Here is a 17,773-nt window from a genome sequence, read left to right as displayed (position 1 = left end):
CGTCGCCGTGCTCACACCGCCGCCTCGGCGCCGCTGCGCCCGCCGCGTTGCTGCCGCAGCTCGAAGGCGAACCCGGCCGCGTTGGCGACCTGCGACACGGCCATCAGCCCGGCCAGCGGCACCGCCCGGGCGAGCGGGGCCCGGCCGAACGGGTAGGTCAGCAGCTCCCAGTAGAAGCGCGCCGGTTCGATCCGCACCTTGCCCTCCCCGGCGGCCACCCGCCGGCGGTGCACGTCGTAGGCGCCGCGCCCGTAGTTCCAGTGCTGCCGGCAGAACCCGCGCAGCGCCATCGTGTGCGAGTGGCGGACGACCGCGTCGGGCGCCTCCACCATCAGGTGGCCGGTGCGCTGCCAGCGCTCGCACAGCTCCCGGTCCTCGCCACCCGGCCGGGGGAAGGTGGTGTCGAAGCCGCCGAGGGCCAGGAAGCCGGCCCGGGGGACGGCGAGGTTGTTGCTGGCGAAGAAGCGGCTCGCCGCATCGTCGTCGAACCACTCGTACAGGAAGCTGACCAGCAGCTGGCTGGCCTCGGCGCACCGCTGGTCGGGCAGCGCGTTGACGATCGAGCCGCCGATCATCGCCCCGGGGTCGGCCCGGTGCGCGGCGGCGAGCGCCCCCACCCAGCCCGGTGCGGGCTCGCAGTCGTCGTCGGTGAAGGCCAGCAGCTCCCCCGACGCCTGCTCGGCGCCGACGTTGCGCGCCACCGCCGGCCCGGCATTGGCCTGCCGGTGCACGGTCAGCCGCAGCCGGTCGGTGAACTCCGGGAGCAGCGCGGCGAGCGGCTCGGGGCTGCCGTCGTCCACCACGACGACCTCGAAGGCGTCGCGGGGGTGGTCCTGGGCGGCCAGCGCCGTGAGGCAGCTGCGCAGCCGCTCCGGACGCCGGTAGGCGGGGATGACGACCGACACGTCGGGCGCGGTCATCGGGCCGGCACCGCCTCGGCGAGCCGCTCCCGGTCACTGCGGCGCAGGTGCTGCATCCGGTCCATCTCGAAGACGGCCAGGACGTCGGGCGCCCGGCCGGCCCCGCGCAGGTACCCGGCCGCCTGCCCGGCGGCGTCGAACAGCAGCGCGGCGACCATCCCGGGCAGCACCCGCCGGGACAGCTGCGCGTGCGCACGCCCCGGAGCCAGGTGCTCGGCGTGGATGCGGCGGAACCGCACCACCGGGATCAGCGGCGCGGCGGCGGCGTACAGCACCCGCTTGACCGCCGACCACCGCTCCTGGCGGCGCCGGTCGTCGCCGTAGAGCCGGCCGGCGTTGACCCGCAGGTCCGCCGTCGCCGGGACGGTCGAGGGGTTGACGTGGGCGATCCGGGCGTCCGCGGCGAGGAACATCCGCCCGCCCTCGGCCCGCAGCCGGTCGTGCAGCCCGCCACCGCGGACCATCAGGTCGGGCAGCTCGTCGCCGAAGGCGGCCAGCGCCGCCCGCCGGTAGGACCCGTTGTGGCTGGGCACGTCGCGCATCTCCCCCGCGGCGGCCGGGTCGATCCACCAGCCGTAGCCGAGCAGCAGGTTCGCCCAGCTGAGGCCGCTGTCCGGGTTGGCGTTCTCCATCACCGACCCGACCGACACCCACGGGGCGTCGGCGTAGGCCGCCAGGAGCGCCCGGGCCCACCCGGGGCGCACGTAGGCGTGGTCCTCGATGACGGCGACCAGGTCCGCGCCCACGGCGAGCACCCCGCGCGCAGCGGCCCGGTCGACGTTGGGGATCGGCCCGACAGCCAGCGTGCGCACCGCCGAGAAACCAGCCAGCTCGCTGGGCCGGGCGTCGGCGACCGCGGACTCGGTGGTCGCCACCAGCACCAGCTCCAGCTGGCCGGCGACGTCCTGTTCGCGCAGGTGGCGGACGGTGCGCCGCACGTGCGCGAAGTCGTGCGGGGTCACCACCACGATGGACAGGGCCGGGCTGGCGGTCATGCGGAGGACCTCACGTCATCGGCGTCGGGGGGCAGCAGTGAGCGGTAGAGCTGCTCGAGGCGCGCGACGGTGACGTCCTCGGCGTAGCTGGTCTGCGCGGTCTCCCGGCCCCGGCGGCCCAGCTCCTCGCAGCGCGGGCGGTCGGCCAGCAGGGCGCCCAACGCGGCGGCCAGTGACTCGACGGACCCGGGCCGGACCAGCAGCCCGGTGCTGCCGTCGCGGACCACCTCGCCGGGCCCGCCGAGGTCGGTGGCGACGACGGCGGTGCCGCGCATCATCGCCTCCAGGGTGACGTTGCCCAGCGGCTCCTCCCACAACCCGGGGACGGCCTGCACCCAGGCGTCGTCGAACCGCCGCTCCAGGGTCGCCCGGTCCAGGTGCCCGGCGACCTCGACCCGCCCGGTGAGGCCCAGCCGGGCGACCTGCTCGTCCAGCGCGGCGCGGCCGGGGCCGTCGCCGGCGATGAGCAGCCGGGCGTCCGGCACCGCAGCCGCGACCTGGGCGAAGGCGTCGACCAGCACCTGGACGCCCTTCTCCGGCACCAGCCGGCCGGCGAACGCCACCAGGGGCGGACCGGTCAGCGGTGGGCGCGCCGGCCGGTGCCGGACGCCGTTGGGGATGACGTCGGCGACCGGGATGCCGTTCTCCTCCAGCCGCCGGCGCATCGTCCCGCTCAGGGTGATCACCGCGTCCAGCGACCCGGCCCAGTGCTGGCGCAGCCGCTGCTGGGTCATGTCCAGCGCCCAGGACTGCGGCGTCACGCACCGGTTGCGCAGGCAGGCCCGCCCGGCCGGGAACGTGCAGCGCGAGCCGTCCGGGAGCACCTTGGTCCCGCGCGGGCAGATGGCCTTGTAGTAGACGGCCTGCCACACCGTCGGGACGCCGCGCAGCAGCGGGAGGACCAGCGGGGAGAGCTGGGTCAGGTACATCCGCAGGTGGACGACGTCGGGCCGGAAGCGCGCCAGCTCCCGGCGCAGCGCGAGCGCGGCCGAGGGGTTCGCGGTCTGGTTGACCACCCGCAGCTTCGGGTGGGTCGTGCCGAAGCACACCGCGTCCGCCTGCGAGGGGACGCCGAGCTCCGAGGCGGAGGACGTCAGCAGCCGCACCTCGTGGCCCGCCTCCCGCAGCAGGTCGCGGGTGCGCAGGGCCTGCAGCTCGGCGCCCCCGACCGGGGTGCCCCCGTCGTTGAGCAGCAGCACCCTCACCCGGTCGGCCCCGCGACGCGTTCCAGCGCGCCGGTGGCCGCCGACCGCTCCGCCGCCTCCACGACGGCCAGGCTGCGCACGCCGTCCTCGATCGTCGCGCCGCTCGTGGCCCCGGTCCGGACGTCGTCGACGAACGCCGCCAGCGAGGCCGCGAAGGACGGCTCGGGCGGCGGGCGGAGCCGGTCCAGGGTGGCCGACGCGCCGGAGAGCAACGCCCGGGCCGCGGCGGCCGGGCCGCCGGCACCACCGGCCGGCACCACCGTGAGCCGGCGCCGGCCCATCCGGTCGGCCTCCAGGGTGGCGCCGGTGCCCAGCACCTCGATCCGGTCGCTCGCGGCAGCCGAGACCGTGGCCAGCAGCTGCGCGACGGCGCCGGTGGACAGCTGCAGCGTGACCGCCGCGGTGTCCTGGACGCTGTGCCGGGAGGAGATCGAGGCGGCGACCGCCTCGATCTCCGCGCCGAGCAGGTAGCGGACCAGGTCCACGTGGTGGGAGGCGAGGTCGAGCAGGGCGCCGCCGCCGGTCTCCCGGGCGCGCTTCCACTCCGGCACCTCGCGGGGCGCCGAGCTGAACACCGAGCGCAGCGCCACCACCTCGCCCAGCTGCTGGTCGGTCAGCGCCCGGCGGACCTGCCGGTAGAGCGGGTGGAACCGGAAGTTGAAGCCCACCGCGCCCCGCCGGCCGCTGGCCGCCCACGCCTCCTGCACCCGGCGGGCCTCCGCGCCGTCCAGCGCCAGCGGCTTCTCCACGTAGGTGTGCCGGCCGGCCTCGAAGGAGGCGATCGCGGTCTCGGCGTGCAGGTGGGTCGGCAGGCAGATCACCACCGCCTCCACCGCGGGGATGGCCAGCAGCGCCTCGACGTCGGCCACCCCGACCGTGCCGGGTGCCATCTCCAGCGCGGCCGCCCGGGTGCCCGGGTTCTGCTCGGCGACGGCGACGAGCCGGGCCGAGGGCAGGTCGCGCAGGATCGGCAGGTGGAACATCCGGGCGATCCGGCCACAACCCACCAGGCCCACGCCGATCGGTGCGCTCACGTCCACTCCCCTGGCTCGGCGGCACCGCCGGAGGACGGCGGCGTTCGGCACAGGCTATCGGCCGGACCCACCCCGTCCCGACGGTCTCCGGGGCACCGGCCGGCGCGTGCTAGCGTCCGCCCCGGTCCTGATCGACGCCCCTGGGCGTCGTCCACGAGAGGTGCTGCACGCGCCGCCAGGGAGCCTTCCGATGAGCGGCCCACCGTCACTGTCCCTCGTGCTGCCCGTCCACCGCGACGGCCCGGAGCTGCGCCGCTGCCTCGCCGCGGTCGACGCCCTCGACCCCGCGCCGGTCGACGTGGTCGTGGTGGTGGACGGCGCCGATCCGCAGGTCGTGGAGCGGGTGCGGCCGCACGCCACCGAGGTGATCCCGCTGACCACCCGGGGCGGCCCGGGTCGCGCCCGGAACATCGGCGCACGCTCCGTGCGGGGCGAGGTGCTGCTGTTCATCGACGCCGACGTCGAGGTGCGCCCCGACCTGGTCGCCCGGGTCGCCGCCCACCTCGGTGAGCACCCCGAGGTGGACGCGCTGATCGGCTCCTACGACGACTCCCCGGGCGCGCCGAACTTCCTGTCCCAGTACAAGAACCTGCTCAACCACTTCGTGCACCACCGCTCCCGCCGGGAGGGGTTCACCTTCTGGGGGGCGTGCGGCGCCATCCGCCGGACGGCGTTCACCGCGCTGGGCGGCTTCGACGAGGCCTACACCGAGCCCAGCATCGAGGACATCGAGCTCGGCCAGCGGCTGCGCGCAGCCGGCGGCCGGATCCACGTGGTGCCGGAGATCCAGGTCAAGCACCTCAAGCGGTGGACGGCGACCTCGCTGGTGCGCGCCGACGTGCTCTCCCGGGCGCTGCCCTGGAGCGAGCTGATCGTCAGCCGGACCGGCTTCGACGACGACCTGAACATCGACCGCGCCGGGCGGGCCAAGGTCGCCGCGACCGGCGCGCTGCTGCTGGGCATGGTCGCCGCCCGCCGGCGTCCGGGCCGTCGCCTCGCCGCGGCGTCGGCGGGCACGCTGCTGGCCCTGGACGTCCCGCTGCTGCGCTTCTACGCCCGGCACCGCGGCCTGCCCTTCGCCGCCGCCACCGTTCCGTGGCTGTGGCTCTCCTACGCCTACAGCGGCGCGGTCTTCGGCTACGTGCTGCTCCGCCACCGCCTGACGACGGGCCGAACATCGGCCGACTGAGCTGCTCCGCGGGCTACTGGTCGCCGGGCGCGCGGAGCGCCGGGGCCCGCTCGTCGTCCCGCAGCGCCAGCAGGTGGGCGCTGAGCCGGCGCGCCAGCGCGGCGATGGTGAAGGTCGGGGTGGCGCACTCGCCGGTCGGGAAGACCGACGCGGTCGCGATGTAGAGGTTGTCGGTGCCGAACACCCGGCAGTCGCGGTCGACCACGCCCTCCTCCGGTCGCGCGGCCATCCGGGTCGCGCCGATGTGGTGGTTGGCGTCCCCGGCGTCGGCGAGGGTGAGCTCGTCGGGCCCGAAGTCGAGCTCACCGAGGCCGGCGCGGGCGAAGGCGTCGGTCAGCAGGCCCTGCAGCCGGCCGAACGACTCGTGGTCCAGTGGGCTGAGCTGCCAGTCGATCTCCAGCTCCCGCATGCCCAGCGCATCCCGGCGCGCGCCCAGCCGCAGCCGGCTCTCCGGGTTGGGTGCCTGCTCCAGGTAGATCGCCGTCGCGTAGTGCGCCACCCGGCCGCGGCGCCGGCGGTGCACCCGCTGGCCGACGTACTGGCGCAGGGTGCGCGGCGCGGCGGCCCGGGCCAGCGTCGCCCGGGTGAGCCCGCGCAGGCTGCGGTTGCGCAGCGCCTCCCGAACAGCCACCACGTCGGCGGCGGGGTAGTCCAGCTCGTAGTCGAAGACCGGGCGCACCGACACCGCGTGGTCCAGCAGCCGGTGCCGGCGCTGCTCCTCCAGGGAGAGACCGAACAGCAGCTGGTCCCGGGGCAGCGGGTCGGTGGCGAGCCAGTCGGCCATCCGGCGCAGCGCCGGACTCGGCCGCAGCACGGCCCGCTTGGTCTTGGGGTGGTCCTGGAAGTAGCGCCCCACCAGGCCGTGGGCGTTGCCGATGCCCTCGGGCAGCTGGCGGTCCGAGGCCAGCAGCAGCCGGGCCGGCTCCAGCCCGCCGGTGGCGAGCACGACCTGGTCGGCGGAGAGCTCGGCCCGGTGCCCGCCCAGCGACCGGACGACGACGGTCCGCACCCGCCGGTGCGCGTCGTCGAGCACCAGCTCGGTCGCGGTCGCCCCGAGCAGGACCTGGACGTTCGGCATGGCGCGGAGCTCGTCGCGGTAGCGCTCGGCCATCCGCAGCGGGCTGGCCTGCCAGTGCAGCAGCGAGCTGTCGATCCCGGCGGCGGTGCACTCCTGCGCCAGCGGGTGGTGGCGGCCGCCGTCCGGCAGCGCGTCGACGTCACCGATCCCGTGGTCCCGCGCCACCTCGGCGTGGAAGGGGAGGAGCTCCTCGCGGGTGATCGGCCAGCCGCTGCCCGGCACCCACTCCCGCTGCTGGAAGGTCAGCGGGTTGAGCAGCCGCCACTTGCCGGTCCAGATCGTGGACGTGCCACCGAACTGCCGGATCCGGGTCTCGCCGCGGAAAGCCCGGTCCAGGTAGGGGTTGTGCGGGCCCTCCGGGTCCGGCTCGCGCAGCGGCTTGCCGACGTTGGAGAAGCGGGCGAGGTCCTGGGCGGCCGGGTCGAAGGAGTCCCGGCCGGCCTCGATCAGCAGCACCCGCAGGCCGCGGCGGCCCAGCTGCACGGCCAGGTCGATCCCGGCGAAGCCCGCCCCCACGACGGCGACGTCCGCGTGCGGGACATCCTCGCGCACGTCGGCCAGCTCTGCGATCACGGTGACGCTCCCGGTTCGACGACTTGGCCCTCCGACGTCGGCCCCAGGGCGCCCCGACAGTAGCGACCGGGCGGCCGGGGCCGTGCGCCGAGGGTTCGGCCCCGGGCCGTGCGCCGAGGATTCGACCGGAGAGCCTCGCCGTAGGGTCCGGGCATGGTCGCCGCCACCGTCGTCATCTCGACGTTCAACCGTCCCGGGCTGCTGGCCGACGCCGTGGCCAGCGCACTGGCCCAGACCGGGGTCGACCACGAGGTGCTCGTGGTCGACGACGCCTCCACCACCCCGGTGCGACTGGAGCCGCACCCCCGGCTGCGGGTGGTCCGGCTGGAGACCAACGGCGGCGTCTCGGCGGCCCGCAACGTCGGGCTGGCCGAGGCGCGGGGCCGGTGGATCACCTACCTGGACGACGACGACCTGCTCCTGCCGGACCACCTGGAGGTGGCGCTCGCCGCCCTGGCCACCACCGACCTCCCGGCACCGGTGGCCTCGCTGTCCGGGGTGGAGATCGTGGACCGCGAGGGCCGGGTGGTGGAGACCCGGCTGCCCCCGACGCTGCCCCGGGGTGCCCGGTTCCACCTGGAGGACCCGCCGCCCGGCCGGTCCTTCGCCCTGAAGTCCACCCTGGTGGTGGAGCGGGCCGTGCTGCAGGAGATCGGCGGGTGGGACGAGTCGTTCCGCTCCCGGGTGCAGACCGAGCTCTTCCTGCGGCTCAACCCGGCGTGCTCCCTGCTGGGTCTGCCCACCGCCACCTACCGCCGGCGGCGGCACGACGGCCCCCAGGTCTCCGGTGACCCGGCGGTCCGGGCGCGCAGCATGCAGATGCTGGAGGCCAAGCACCGCGACCTGTTCGCCGCCGCCGGCCGGGGCCGGCACGCCGAGCTGGTCAGCCACCAGGCCGTCAAGCTCTGGGACGCCGGCCACCGCGGCACGGCGGTGCACACCTGGCTCCGGGCCCTGCGGCTGCACCCGCTGCGCGCCGGACTGCACTCCGCCGGCGCGGTGCGGGCCCGGGTCGGGCCGGCGCGGCGCTGAGCTGCGCCGGGGTGCGGCGGTGGGGTGATCAGCCCCGGCGCAGGGCGTCCCGCAGGCCGCCGGTGGTGCGCCGCGGGTCCAGCCGCGCGTGCCGTGCCGTCGCGAGCAGCGCGGCCACGGGCTGGCCGGCGCCGACCGAGGTGCGGGCGTGCTGGGCGAGGAGCTCGGCGTACCCCTGCGGATGGGCCCGGAGCAGCTCCCCGTGGGTGGCGACGAGCTGCCGGAAGCTGCGCTGGCGCAGCCGCCGGTCGGTGGAGATGCGGGGCCCCTCGTGCGCGCGCAGCTCGTAGGTGACCTCCGGGACCCCCACGATCGCGCAGACCGGGTTGAGCCGCCAGAACAGCTCGGTGACCACCCGGGAGCGGAAGCACTCGTCGAACCCGCGGATGTCCAGCAGCACCTCCCGCGGGACGACCAGCGTCTGCTTGCCGAAGTAGGAGCGCCCCTCCTGGACCGGTTCGAGGGAGAAGTGCGCGCCGCGCGGGCACAGGTCGGGCGGCAGCCGGGCGTCGACCTCGGCGCCGTCCCGGTCGAGGACGGCCACCCCGGACAGCACCGCGACCGGGCCCGGGGCGGCAGCTGTCTCGAGCACCTCCAGCGACCGCTGCACCATCCCCGGCCGGAGCCGGTCGTCGTCGTCGAGGAAGGTGACCAGCTCGGTGGCGGCCAGCGACGTGCCCAGATTGCGGGCCGCGGAGACGCCCCGCGGGCGCAGGTGGCGGACCACCGTGAGCCGGGGGTGCGCCGGCAGTGCGACCGGGGTGTCCGAGCCGTCGTCCACCACCAGCACCCGGGTGTCCGCGGCGGTCTGCGCCAGCGCGCTGTCCACGGCCTCGCGGAGCAGCCCGGGCCGGTCCCGGGTGGGGACGACGACGGTGCAGGCCGTCACGACCGGCGGGGCAGGGGCGCGGCGTGGCCGGGGATCTTGCGGCCGGCCTGGTCCGCGCCGGGGGCGACCTCCTCGTGGTACTCCGCGTCGGTGTTCACCTTCCACGGGTCCCAGTCCTCGCCGAGGAGGTTCCGGGCGGCCAGCAGCGCCGAGAGCATCGAGTGGTCCTGGTTGTTGTACTTGTGCATGCCGTTGCGCCCGACGGTCTGCAGGTTGCCGGCGACCGCGTCCAGCCAGCCGCGGATGATCCCGACGTTCGCCGCGTAGCTGTCGTCGTACACCGGGTAGGCCTTGGGCATCCGGACGACGGTGGCGTCGCGGACCTCCTCGGGGCGCACCAGCCCGATCTGCGCGGACTCCCGGACGCCGAGCCGGATGAGGGCCTCGTCGTCGAGCTCCCACAGGTGCTCGTCGCCCTCGGTGGTGAAGTACTCCAGCCCCAGCGCGGTCTGGCTCAGGTCCGGCACCATGTCCGGCGACCAGTTCTTGTAGTTCTGGATGCGCCCCAGCAGCACCTCGGGCTCGTGGATGTAGATCCAGTTGTCCGGGAACACGTCCGCCCGGTCGACCACGAGCACCACGGTGAGGTAGTCGCGGTAGTCCAGGGCGTCCGCGGCCGCCTGCACCTCCGGCGGGGCGGGCGGGTGCATCGCGCCGACCAGCTCCCGCAGCGGGAGCGTGGCGATGAAGTCGGTGCCGGTCACGTCCCGGCGGGTCCCGGCCGTCTCGGCCACGACGTGGGTCACCCGGCCCTCGGCGTGGTGGACCTCGACCACCCGCGAGTCCATCTCCACCGAGCCGCTGGTCGCGGAGATCTGCGCGGCCGCGTGCTCCCACATCTGCCCCGGCCCCTGCCGGGGGTAGGCGAACACCTCGATCAGGGTCTTGATCACCTCGTCGCCGGCCCGCTTGCGCCGGGGGAGGGCGTGCCGGATCGCGGACAGCAGGGACAGCCCCTTGATGCGCTGGGCGGCCCAGTCCGCGGAGATCTCGGTGCAGGGTCGGCCCCACACCTTCTCCGTGTAGGTCTTGAAGAAGATGCGGTAGAGCCGCAGCCCGAAGTGGTTGACGATCCAGTCCTCGAAGTTGCGCACCTCGCGGCGGGGGAACGCCCGGGCCCGCAGGTAGGACAGCACGCACATGACGGAGGTCCCCACGCCGAGCTTGCTCAGCGTGTCCACCGCCTTGATCGGGTAGTCGAAGAACTGCCGGCGGTAGTAGATGCGCGACATCCGCCGCACGGAGAGCCACTCCTCGGCCGGCAGGATGTCCCGCCACAGCTTCTCGACCTCGTCGGACTTGCTGAAGAACCGGTGACCGCCGATGTCGAACCGGAAGCCCGCGTGCTCCTCGGTCCGGGAGATCCCGCCGACCTTCTCGGCGTCGGCCTCCAGGACGTGGACGGCGACGTCGTCGCGGGTCAGCCGCCACGCGGCCGTGAGCCCGGCGGGGCCGGCCCCCAGGACCACCACGTGCCGGTCCGATGGCGCGCGTTCGTGCTCGGTCGCTGGTTGCCGGTCCATGAGCTCCTCGTTCTCGTCGGCACCCCCGCGTCCTCGAGGCCTGCCCGCCCAGGATGGCACAGCACAACCATCGGCCAGGCCCGGGTGCGTACGCCGATCGCCCTGGTCGCAGGCCCGCCTGGGTAGCCTCACCCGCTGGACGTGACCACCGTTGGCCCACCCCGGGGACCGCCACCCATGCTCGATCTCGCCCGCAAGTGCTCAGCTCTGATCGGCCCGGGCCACCGCCTCCGGTGGATCGCCGTCGTCCTGCTCGCCCTCCTCGCCGCCGGCCTGGAGGTGCTGGGCGCGCTCCTGGTGGTCTGGCTGCTGGCCAGCATCACCACCGATGCCAGCGCCTTCGACGTGCCGCTGGTCGGCGACCTGCGCGACGTGCTGCCGACCTGGGACGAGACCGGGCTGGCCATCCTCGTGGGGTCGGCGATCACCGCGGTCTTCCTGCTGCGCGCGGTGGTCATCGTGGGTCAGTCGTACGTGCAGTTCCGGGTGGCGGAGAACGCCGGCGCCCGGCTGGCCACCCAGCTGCTCGAGGGCTACCTGGCGATGCCGAACAGCTTCCATCTGCAACGGAACTCCGCCGAACTGGTCCGCAACACCTACGACACCGTCCAGCAGTTCGTCCGTGAGGCGCTGGTGCCGGCGGTCCGGCTGCTGTCGCACTCCTTGATCATCGCGGGCCTCGTCGCGGTGCTGCTGGCCACCAGCCCGCTGGCCACCCTGCTCGTGCTCGTCGTCCTCGGCCCGCTGGTGTGGGCACTGCTGCGCCTGGTCCAGCCGCGGGTCAAGCGGCTCGGCCAGACGTCCCAGTCGATGTCCCGGTCCCTCCTGCAGACGTTGAACGAGAGCCTCGCCGGGTGGCGGGACATCACCGTGCTGGGCGCGCAGCCGTTCTTCGTGCAGCGCTTCGCCGAGGACCGCAGGAGCCTGGCCCGCACCCGGTACCTGCGCTCGACCGCCAAGGAGCTGCCCCGGGTGGCCGTGGAGACCTGCCTGGTCCTCGGCATCCTCGGCATCCTCGGGGTCAGCCTGCTGACCGAGGGAGGTGCGCTCGCCGCGCTCCCGACCCTCGGCCTGTTCGGCTACGCAGCGGTGCGCCTGCAGCCCTCGCTGAACGAGGTCCTGGCTGCGTTGAACGCCCTCAAGTTCGTCAGCGCCGGCATCGACCTCCTGCACGCCGACCTCGCCCTCTTCCCGCCGCGCAGCAGCCCCGGCAGCCGGCCGGCCGAGCCGGTCCCGCTGCAGGACGAGCTGCGGGTGGAGGGGGTCACGGCCCGCTACCCCGGCGCCCACCGGAACGCGCTCACCGACGTCCAGCTCACCATCCGGGCCGGTGAGTTCATCGGCATCGTCGGTCCGACCGGCGGCGGGAAGAGCACCCTGGTCGACGTCGTGCTCGGACTGATGGAGCCGGCAGCCGGGCGCGTGACGGTCGACGGGCGGGACATCGCCTCCGCCACGGCCGGCTGGCACGCCAGCCTGGGCGTGGTGCACCAGGTGGTGCACCTGTCCGACACGAGCCTCCGCGAGAACATCGCCCTGGGCGTGCCCCCGCAGGAGATCGACGAGACACGGGTCGCCGAGGCCGTCACGTTGGCCCAGCTCGATGAGTTCGTCGCCTCGCTCCCCGAGGGGTTGGACACGGTGATCGGCGAACGGGGTACCAAGGTCTCCGGCGGGCAGCGTCAGCGGTTGGCCATCGCCCGCGCCCTGTACCGGCGGCCCAGCGTGATCGTCTTCGACGAGGGCACCTCGGCGCTGGACAGCAACACCGAGGCCCAGCTGATGGCGGCGCTGTCCGCGCTGCGGAACGACCGGACGATCATCGCGGTGGCGCACCGGCTGAGCACCGTGCAGGACTGCGACCGGGTCGCGCTGGTCGAGGACGGGCGGCTGATCGACATGGCCCCGTTCCCCGAGCTGGTGCAGCGGAACGGGCGGCTGCTGGGCGCCCCGAGCTGACCCAGGGGCGCCGCCCCGGTTCAGCCGGCGAGGGTGCGGAAGCTCTCGATCGTGCGCTCCAGGCCGGCGCGGAGCTCCACCGTCGGCGCCCAGCCCAGCTGCTCCCGGGCCCGGGTGATGTCCGGCTGGCGCCGGGTCGGGTCGTCCACCGGCAGCGGGCGGCGGTCCAGCGTGGAGCGGGAACCGGTCAGCTCCACGACCAGGTCGGCCAGCTCCCGGATGGTGAACTCACCAGGGTTGCCGAGGTTGATCGGGCCGGTGACGTCCCGGGAGCTGCCCATCATCGCCAGCAGCCCGTCGACGATGTCGTCGATGTAGCAGAACGACCGGGTCTGCGCCCCGTCGCCGTAGACCGTCAGCGGCTCGCCGGCCAGTGCGGAGACCACGAAGTTGGAGACCACCCGGCCGTCCTGCGGGTGCATCCGCGGGCCGTAGGTGTTGAACAGCCGGACGACCTTGATGTCCAGCTCGTGCTGCCGCCAGTAGTCGAAGAACAGCGTCTCGGCCGCCCGCTTGCCCTCGTCGTAGCAGGCGCGCGGGCCGATCGGGTTGACCCGGCCCCAGTAGTCCTCGGTCTGCGGGTGCACCTCGGGGTCGCCGTAGACCTCCGAGGTGGAGGTGAGCAGGATCCGCGCCCCCGTCCGCTTGGCCAGGCCGAGGGCGTTGATCGAACCGTGCACCGCCGTCTTGGTGGTCTGCACCGGGTCGCGCTGGTAGTGGATCGGCGAGGCCGGGCAGGCCAGGTGGTAGATCTCGTCGACCTCCACGTACAGCGGGAAGGTGACGTCGTGCCGCATCAGCTCGAAGCGCGGGTGCCCGAGCAGGTGGGCGACATTCGCCTTCGTCGAGGAGTAGAAGTTGTCCACGCACAGCACGTCGTGACCGAGGTCGACCAGCCGGTCGCACAGGTGCGAGCCGATGAAGCCGGCACCCCCGGTGACCATGACCCGCTTGCTCTGCGACACGTGCTGCCCTTCCGTCGTCCTGCTCACCCCGGCACACGGTTCCGCACCGGCTCGCGGGATGTTGCCACGTCGGCCGCCCGCGCCCTCGGGGGCGGCCGGAGCCGGCTCAGGAGAAGAGCGCGCTGTAGCCGTTGAGGCCGGCTGGCCGCCGAGGTGGGCGTACAGCACGGTGGACGACCGGTCGATCTCGCCGCGGCCGACCAGGTCGATCGTGGCGGCCATCGACTTCCCCTCGTAGACGGGGTCGGTGATCATGCCCTCGGTGCGGGCGGCCAGCTCCATCGCGGCGATCGTGGTCTGGTCCGGGATGCCGTAGATGCCGGCGTGGTACCGCTCGTCGAGCTCCACGTCGTCCAGGGTCAGCTCGCGCTGCACGCCGATCGCGGCCGCTGTCCGCTGCGCGATGCGGAGGACCTGGTCGCGGGTCTCGGCGGGCTTGGCCGAGGCGTCGACGCCGAGCACCCGGCGCGGCCGGGCACCCTGCTCCTCCAGCTGGGCGAAGCCGGCGACCATGCCCGCCTGCGTCGAGCCGGTCACCGAGCAGACGACGACGGTGTCGAAGAAGACGCCAAGCTCCGCCTCCTGCTGGGCGACCTCGTGCGCCCAGTTGGCGAAGCCGTGGCCCCCGAGCGGGTGGTCCGAGGCGCCGGCCGGGATGGGGTAGGGCTTGCCGCCGCGCGCCTCGATCTCGGCCAGCGCGGTCTCCCAGCTCTCCTTGAACCCGATGCCGAACCCGGCCTTGACCAGCCGGACGTCGGCCCCGGCCAGCCGGGAGATGAGGATGTTGCCGACCTTGTCGTAGACGGCGTCGGGCCAGTCGACCCAGCTCTCCTGCACCAGCACGCACTTCAGCCCGAGGTGCGCGGCGACCGCGGCGACCTGCCGGGTGTGGTTGCTCTGCACGCCACCGATCGAGACCAGGGTGTCGCAGCCCTGGGCCAGCGCGTCGGCGACCAGGTACTCGAGCTTGCGGGTCTTGTTGCCGCCGTAGGCGATGCCGGAGTTCACGTCCTCCCGCTTCGCCCAGACCGCGGCGCCGCCCAGGTGCTCGGTCAGCCGGTCGAGCCGGTGCACGGGTGAGGGGCCGAAGAGCAGGGAGTGGCGGGGGAAGTCAGACAGGCTCGGCATCGGGGGTCTCCTCCAGTTCGGACAGCAGCGCCGTCCAGATCTCGGTGGTGGTGGCGGACGCGGCGTCGACGTCCCCGGCCGCGCAGGCGGCGATCAGCCGGTCGTGCAGGACGACGGACTCGCGGCCGTGTGCGGCGGCGAACCGTTGCCGCTCCAGCCGGCGGATCGCCGGGGTGAAGCGGTCGATCGTGGCCCGCACGGCGCCGTTGCCGCAGCGGTCGAGCAGGACGTCGTGCAGCTCGTCGTCGGCACCCAGCGCCCCGCCGGCGTCCCCGCGGTCGACGGCGTCGGCGAACCGCCGGTTGGCCGCCCGCATGACCGTGACGTCGTCGGCGGTCACCAGCGGCACCGCCTCGCGCACCGCCAGCTCGTGCATCGCCCGGACGACGACGGCGGCGTCCCGGACCTGGCTGAGCACCAGCGGGGTGACCCGGGTGTGGCTCTGCGGCTTGGCCTCGACCAGGCCCTCGTCGGCCAGCCGGGACAGCGCTGCCCGGACCGGGGCGACCGACAGCCCCAGCCGCCCGGCGAGCTCGACGTCCTTGATCACCGCACCGGGCGCGAGGTCGCCGACCACGATCGCGGTGCGGATCCGGTCGGCCGCCTGGTCGCGCAGCAGCACCCTCGTCACCGGCCGCAGCTCCATGACTGACATCTGACATGTCAGTTGCCGTCCGCGTCAAGGGCCGGATCGCTGCGGTGCCCGGCAGTCTGGCGCCTGTCGGTCGAGGCCCACCCCCGCCAACATCGTGATCATGGACTGGACGACCCCGCCCGCGGCCGCCGCTGCCCACTTCGCCCGCCGGCTCGCCGTGGAGACCGACGTCGCCGACGTCCACGCCGCGCTGGAGTCCGGCCACCCGGGTTTCGTGCTGCTGGACAGCCGCAGCGCCGAGGCGTGGGCGCAGGGCCACGTGCCGGGAGCGGTACACCTGCCCGGCCGGGAGATCGCCGAGCGCGCGAGCGCCACCCTCGCTCCCGGCATCCCGGTGGTGACCTACTGCTGGGGCCCGGGCTGCAACGGCGCCACCCGCGCAGCCCTGGCACTGGCCCGGCTCGGCCACCCGGTGCGGGAGATGATCGGCGGCTTCGAGTACTGGGCGCGCGAGGGCCTGCCGGTGGAGACGGTGACCGGCGTGACCCGCCCGGCGGTCGACCCGCTCACCGCCCCGTCGGGGGTTGGCTGCGGCTGCTGAGCGCGGGCGGCGGGTCGTCGGAGAGCCGGGACCAGACGAACTCGTCGTGCTTGACGCCGTCCCCGTAGCGGTAGGACCGGCGCAGCCTGCCCTCGCGGGTGAACCCGGCCCTCGCCGCCACGCGGCCCGAGGCCTCGTTCTCCACCGCGTGGTAGAGCTCCACCCGGTCGATGCCCTCGGCGAACGCCCAGCGGCAGACCGCATCCGCCGCGCGTGCGGCCACGCGGCGCCCCCGGGCGGCCGGTGCGACCCAGTAGCCCAGTTGCGCGTCGCCCTGCGCCCGGTCGACCGAGTGCAGGGACACCGACCCGAGCAGCGTCCCGGCGGCGTCGGTCACCGCCCAGGACGCCCGGTTGCCGCCGCTCCAGTCGGCCAGCCGGGCGACCATCTCGCGCACCTCCTCCGGCGAGCCGAAGCCGCGCGCGTTCCACTGCCGCAGCGCCGGGTCGGCGGCGAGCGCCCAGACCGCCGCCTGGTCCTCGTCCCGCCACGGCCGCAGCACCAGCTCGTCCACCACGAGGGTGCAGGGCTCCGGGCTGCTCATCCCTGCCCCAGCTCGACGGTCATCGCCACCTCGTACCGGTCGCCGCGGTAGGTCGACCGGGCGTGCTCGACGGGCCGTCCACCGCTGTAGGACACCCGGTCGAACACCAGTACCGGCCGGGACGCCGACAGCCCGAGCAGGACCGCGGAGCCCCGATCGGCCTCGGCCGCCCGCACGGTCTGCTCGGCCCGGTCGATCGTGCAGCCGTACCGCTCGGCGAGCAACGTGTAGAGCGAGCCGGTCAGGTCGGCGTCGGCCAGGTCCGGCACCACCGCGACCGGGTACCAGCCGTCGTCCACCGACATCGGCTGGTCGTCGGCCAGCCGCAGCCGGCGCACGTGCCAGGCCCGCTCCCCCACCGCCAGCTCCAGCGCGGCCCGGGTCGCCGGCGGCGGCACCGCCCGGTCGACCGACAGGACGACGGTGCCCGGCCGCAACCCCAGCCGGCGCATGTCGGAGTGGAAGGAGGCCAGGTGCAGCCGGGACCGGGCGGCCCGCTCGGCGACGAAGGTGCCCTTGCCGCGCACCCGCACCAGCACGCCCTCGCTGACCAGCTGCCCGATGGCCTCGCGCACGGTGATCCGGCTGACCCCGTGCTCGATGCACAGCTGCCGCTCCCCGGGCAGTGGAGCCCCCGCCGGCAGCCGGGCGGCCAGCTCGGCCAGCCGGCCGCGCAGCTGCTCGTGCTTGGGCACCACGCCGTCCACGATCAAGGCGGTGCCCTCCCCGGCCGGGTTCAGCGGGTCACCACCCCTGGGCGGTCAGCTTGTGGCTGAGGACGTACCGGTAGTAGTCGGCCCGGGTCAGCTGCCCGCCGGCGGCCTCGTCGACGACCAGGGTGACGTGCGGGTGCAGCTGGAGCACCGACGCCGGGCAGGACGCCGTCAGCGGCCCCTCCACGGCAGCGGCGATCGCGCCCGCCTTGGCCTCCCCCGTGGCCACCAGCACCAGGTGCTCCGCGCCCAGGATCGTGCCCAGCCCCTGGGTGATCACGTGCCGGGGCACCGCGTCGACGTCGTCGCCGAAGAACCGCGCGTTGTCGATGCGGGTCTGCTCGGTGAGCGTCTTGACCCGGGTGCGGCTGGCCAGCGACGAGCCGGGCTCGTTGAAGCCCAGGTGCCCGTTGGCGCCGATGCCCAGCACCTGCACCGCCACCGGCCCGGCGGCCAGCAGCCGGGCCTCGTAGTCGCGGGCGGCCTGCAGCGGGTCGGCGGCCGCGCCGTCCGGGCCGTGCACCACGGCCGGGTCCAGGCCGAGCTCGTCGGTCAGCTCGCGGCGGATCACCTCCCGGTAGCTCTCCGGGTGCCCGGCGGGCAGGCCGACGTACTCGTCGAGCAGGAACGCCTGGACGCCCTCGAAGGACAGCCCCTCCTCCCGGTGCCGGCGCAGCAGCTCCCGGTAGGCCAGCAGCGGCGAGGACCCGGTGGCCAGCCCCAGCACCACCGGCCCGCCCCGGCCGAGCGCGGTCAACACCGACCCGGCGACGGCGTCGGCGACGACCCGCCCGCAGTCCTCGGCGGTGGGCAGCAGGACGACCTCCACG

The 17,773-nt window shown here is 74.7% G+C and carries 16 protein-coding genes; 4 read left to right on the top strand and 12 right to left on the bottom strand.

Translation table 11 applies throughout. The annotated features are described in order from the left end of the window. Nucleotides 1-11: 11 nt before the first annotated feature. Genes Q1A09_RS19025 through Q1A09_RS19010 form a run of 4 tightly spaced genes read right to left on the bottom strand, consistent with a single transcriptional unit; the run spans nt 12 to nt 4,154 of the window. Nucleotides 12-920 carry a glycosyltransferase family 2 protein gene (locus tag Q1A09_RS19025; protein WP_299958631.1) on the bottom strand — a complete coding sequence of 303 codons (909 nt, stop codon included), beginning with the start codon at nt 918-920 and terminating at the stop codon, nt 12-14. Beyond that, nucleotides 917-1,915: a glycosyltransferase family 2 protein gene (locus Q1A09_RS19020; protein ID WP_299958629.1), complete on the bottom strand. Its 999-nt coding sequence runs from the start codon at nt 1,913-1,915 to the stop codon at nt 917-919. Before Q1A09_RS19020 ends, Q1A09_RS19025 begins: the two co-directional genes overlap by 4 nt. Beyond that, the gene (locus Q1A09_RS19015) at nt 1,912-3,120 is read right to left on the bottom strand and encodes a glycosyltransferase family 4 protein (RefSeq protein ID WP_299958627.1); all 1,209 of its coding nucleotides are present in this window, start codon (nt 3,118-3,120) and stop codon (nt 1,912-1,914) included. The genes Q1A09_RS19020 and Q1A09_RS19015 overlap by 4 nt, the downstream gene beginning before the upstream one ends. Further along, the gene (locus tag Q1A09_RS19010) at nt 3,117-4,154 is read right to left on the bottom strand and encodes a Gfo/Idh/MocA family protein (protein ID WP_299958625.1); all 1,038 of its coding nucleotides are present in this window, start codon (nt 4,152-4,154) and stop codon (nt 3,117-3,119) included. Before Q1A09_RS19010 ends, Q1A09_RS19015 begins: the two co-directional genes overlap by 4 nt. 190 nt (nt 4,155-4,344) lie before the next feature. Between Q1A09_RS19010 and Q1A09_RS19005 the strand changes: the two genes are divergently transcribed. Continuing rightward, entirely contained in the window at nt 4,345-5,343 is a 999-nt protein-coding gene (locus Q1A09_RS19005) for a glycosyltransferase family 2 protein (RefSeq protein WP_299958623.1), read from the top strand. Between the two features lie 13 nt (nt 5,344-5,356). On the opposite strand, the gene Q1A09_RS19000 is transcribed toward Q1A09_RS19005, so the two are convergent. Continuing rightward, nucleotides 5,357-6,994, bottom strand: coding sequence for an FAD-dependent oxidoreductase (locus tag Q1A09_RS19000; protein WP_299958621.1), 1,638 nt, complete (start codon nt 6,992-6,994; stop codon nt 5,357-5,359). Between the two features lie 153 nt (nt 6,995-7,147). On the opposite strand from Q1A09_RS19000, the gene Q1A09_RS18995 reads away from it, so the two are divergent. After that, complete coding sequence (locus Q1A09_RS18995) at nt 7,148-8,026, top strand: glycosyltransferase family 2 protein (protein WP_299958618.1); 879 nt, start codon at nt 7,148-7,150, stop codon at nt 8,024-8,026. Between the two features lie 28 nt (nt 8,027-8,054). On the opposite strand, the gene Q1A09_RS18990 is transcribed toward Q1A09_RS18995, so the two are convergent. Further along, on the bottom strand, nt 8,055-8,915 hold the full coding sequence (locus Q1A09_RS18990) for a glycosyltransferase family A protein (RefSeq protein WP_299958615.1): 861 nt from the start codon (nt 8,913-8,915) through the stop codon (nt 8,055-8,057). Next, nucleotides 8,912-10,438 (bottom strand): NAD(P)/FAD-dependent oxidoreductase, encoded by a 1,527-nt coding sequence (locus Q1A09_RS18985; protein WP_299958612.1) that lies wholly within the window; start codon nt 10,436-10,438, stop codon nt 8,912-8,914. The genes Q1A09_RS18990 and Q1A09_RS18985 overlap by 4 nt, the downstream gene beginning before the upstream one ends. Nucleotides 10,439-10,615: 177 nt before the next feature. On the opposite strand from Q1A09_RS18985, the gene Q1A09_RS18980 reads away from it, so the two are divergent. Beyond that, nucleotides 10,616-12,397: an ABC transporter ATP-binding protein gene (locus tag Q1A09_RS18980; protein WP_299958609.1), complete on the top strand. Its 1,782-nt coding sequence runs from the start codon at nt 10,616-10,618 to the stop codon at nt 12,395-12,397. 20 nt (nt 12,398-12,417) lie between these two features. Here the strand turns inward: Q1A09_RS18980 and Q1A09_RS18975 are convergent, their stop codons facing one another. Next, nucleotides 12,418-14,490, bottom strand: a complete 2,073-nt coding sequence (locus Q1A09_RS18975) for a 1-aminocyclopropane-1-carboxylate deaminase (RefSeq protein WP_299958606.1) — start codon at nt 14,488-14,490, stop codon at nt 12,418-12,420. Next, the gene (locus Q1A09_RS18970) at nt 14,474-15,121 is read right to left on the bottom strand and encodes a GntR family transcriptional regulator (RefSeq protein WP_299958603.1); all 648 of its coding nucleotides are present in this window, start codon (nt 15,119-15,121) and stop codon (nt 14,474-14,476) included. The genes Q1A09_RS18975 and Q1A09_RS18970 overlap by 17 nt, the downstream gene beginning before the upstream one ends. 124 nt (nt 15,122-15,245) lie before the next feature. Here Q1A09_RS18970 and Q1A09_RS18965 point away from each other — a divergent pair, with 124 nt between their 5' ends. After that, entirely contained in the window at nt 15,246-15,686 is a 441-nt protein-coding gene (locus Q1A09_RS18965) for a rhodanese-like domain-containing protein (protein ID WP_299958600.1), read from the top strand. Here Q1A09_RS18965 and Q1A09_RS18960 read toward each other — a convergent pair. The 3 genes from Q1A09_RS18960 to nagB are packed head-to-tail and all read right to left on the bottom strand — an operon-like array spanning nt 15,652 to nt 17,772. Further along, the gene (locus Q1A09_RS18960) at nt 15,652-16,230 is read right to left on the bottom strand and encodes a GNAT family N-acetyltransferase (RefSeq protein ID WP_299958597.1); all 579 of its coding nucleotides are present in this window, start codon (nt 16,228-16,230) and stop codon (nt 15,652-15,654) included. The genes Q1A09_RS18965 and Q1A09_RS18960 overlap by 35 nt on opposite strands. Next, on the bottom strand, nt 16,227-16,937 hold the full coding sequence (locus Q1A09_RS18955; protein ID WP_299958903.1) for a GntR family transcriptional regulator: 711 nt from the start codon (nt 16,935-16,937) through the stop codon (nt 16,227-16,229). Before Q1A09_RS18955 ends, Q1A09_RS18960 begins: the two co-directional genes overlap by 4 nt. Nucleotides 16,938-16,974: 37 nt before the next feature. Beyond that, on the bottom strand, nt 16,975-17,772 hold the full coding sequence (gene nagB, locus Q1A09_RS18950) for a glucosamine-6-phosphate deaminase (RefSeq protein WP_299958594.1): 798 nt from the start codon (nt 17,770-17,772) through the stop codon (nt 16,975-16,977). Nucleotide 17,773 lies beyond the last annotated feature (1 nt).

It is taken from the genome of uncultured Modestobacter sp. (assembly GCF_947486615.1).
Lineage (GTDB): Bacteria > Actinomycetota > Actinomycetes > Mycobacteriales > Geodermatophilaceae > Modestobacter.
Note: the sequence above shows the minus strand (reverse complement) of the source record. Positions and strands in the feature narration are given on the sequence as shown.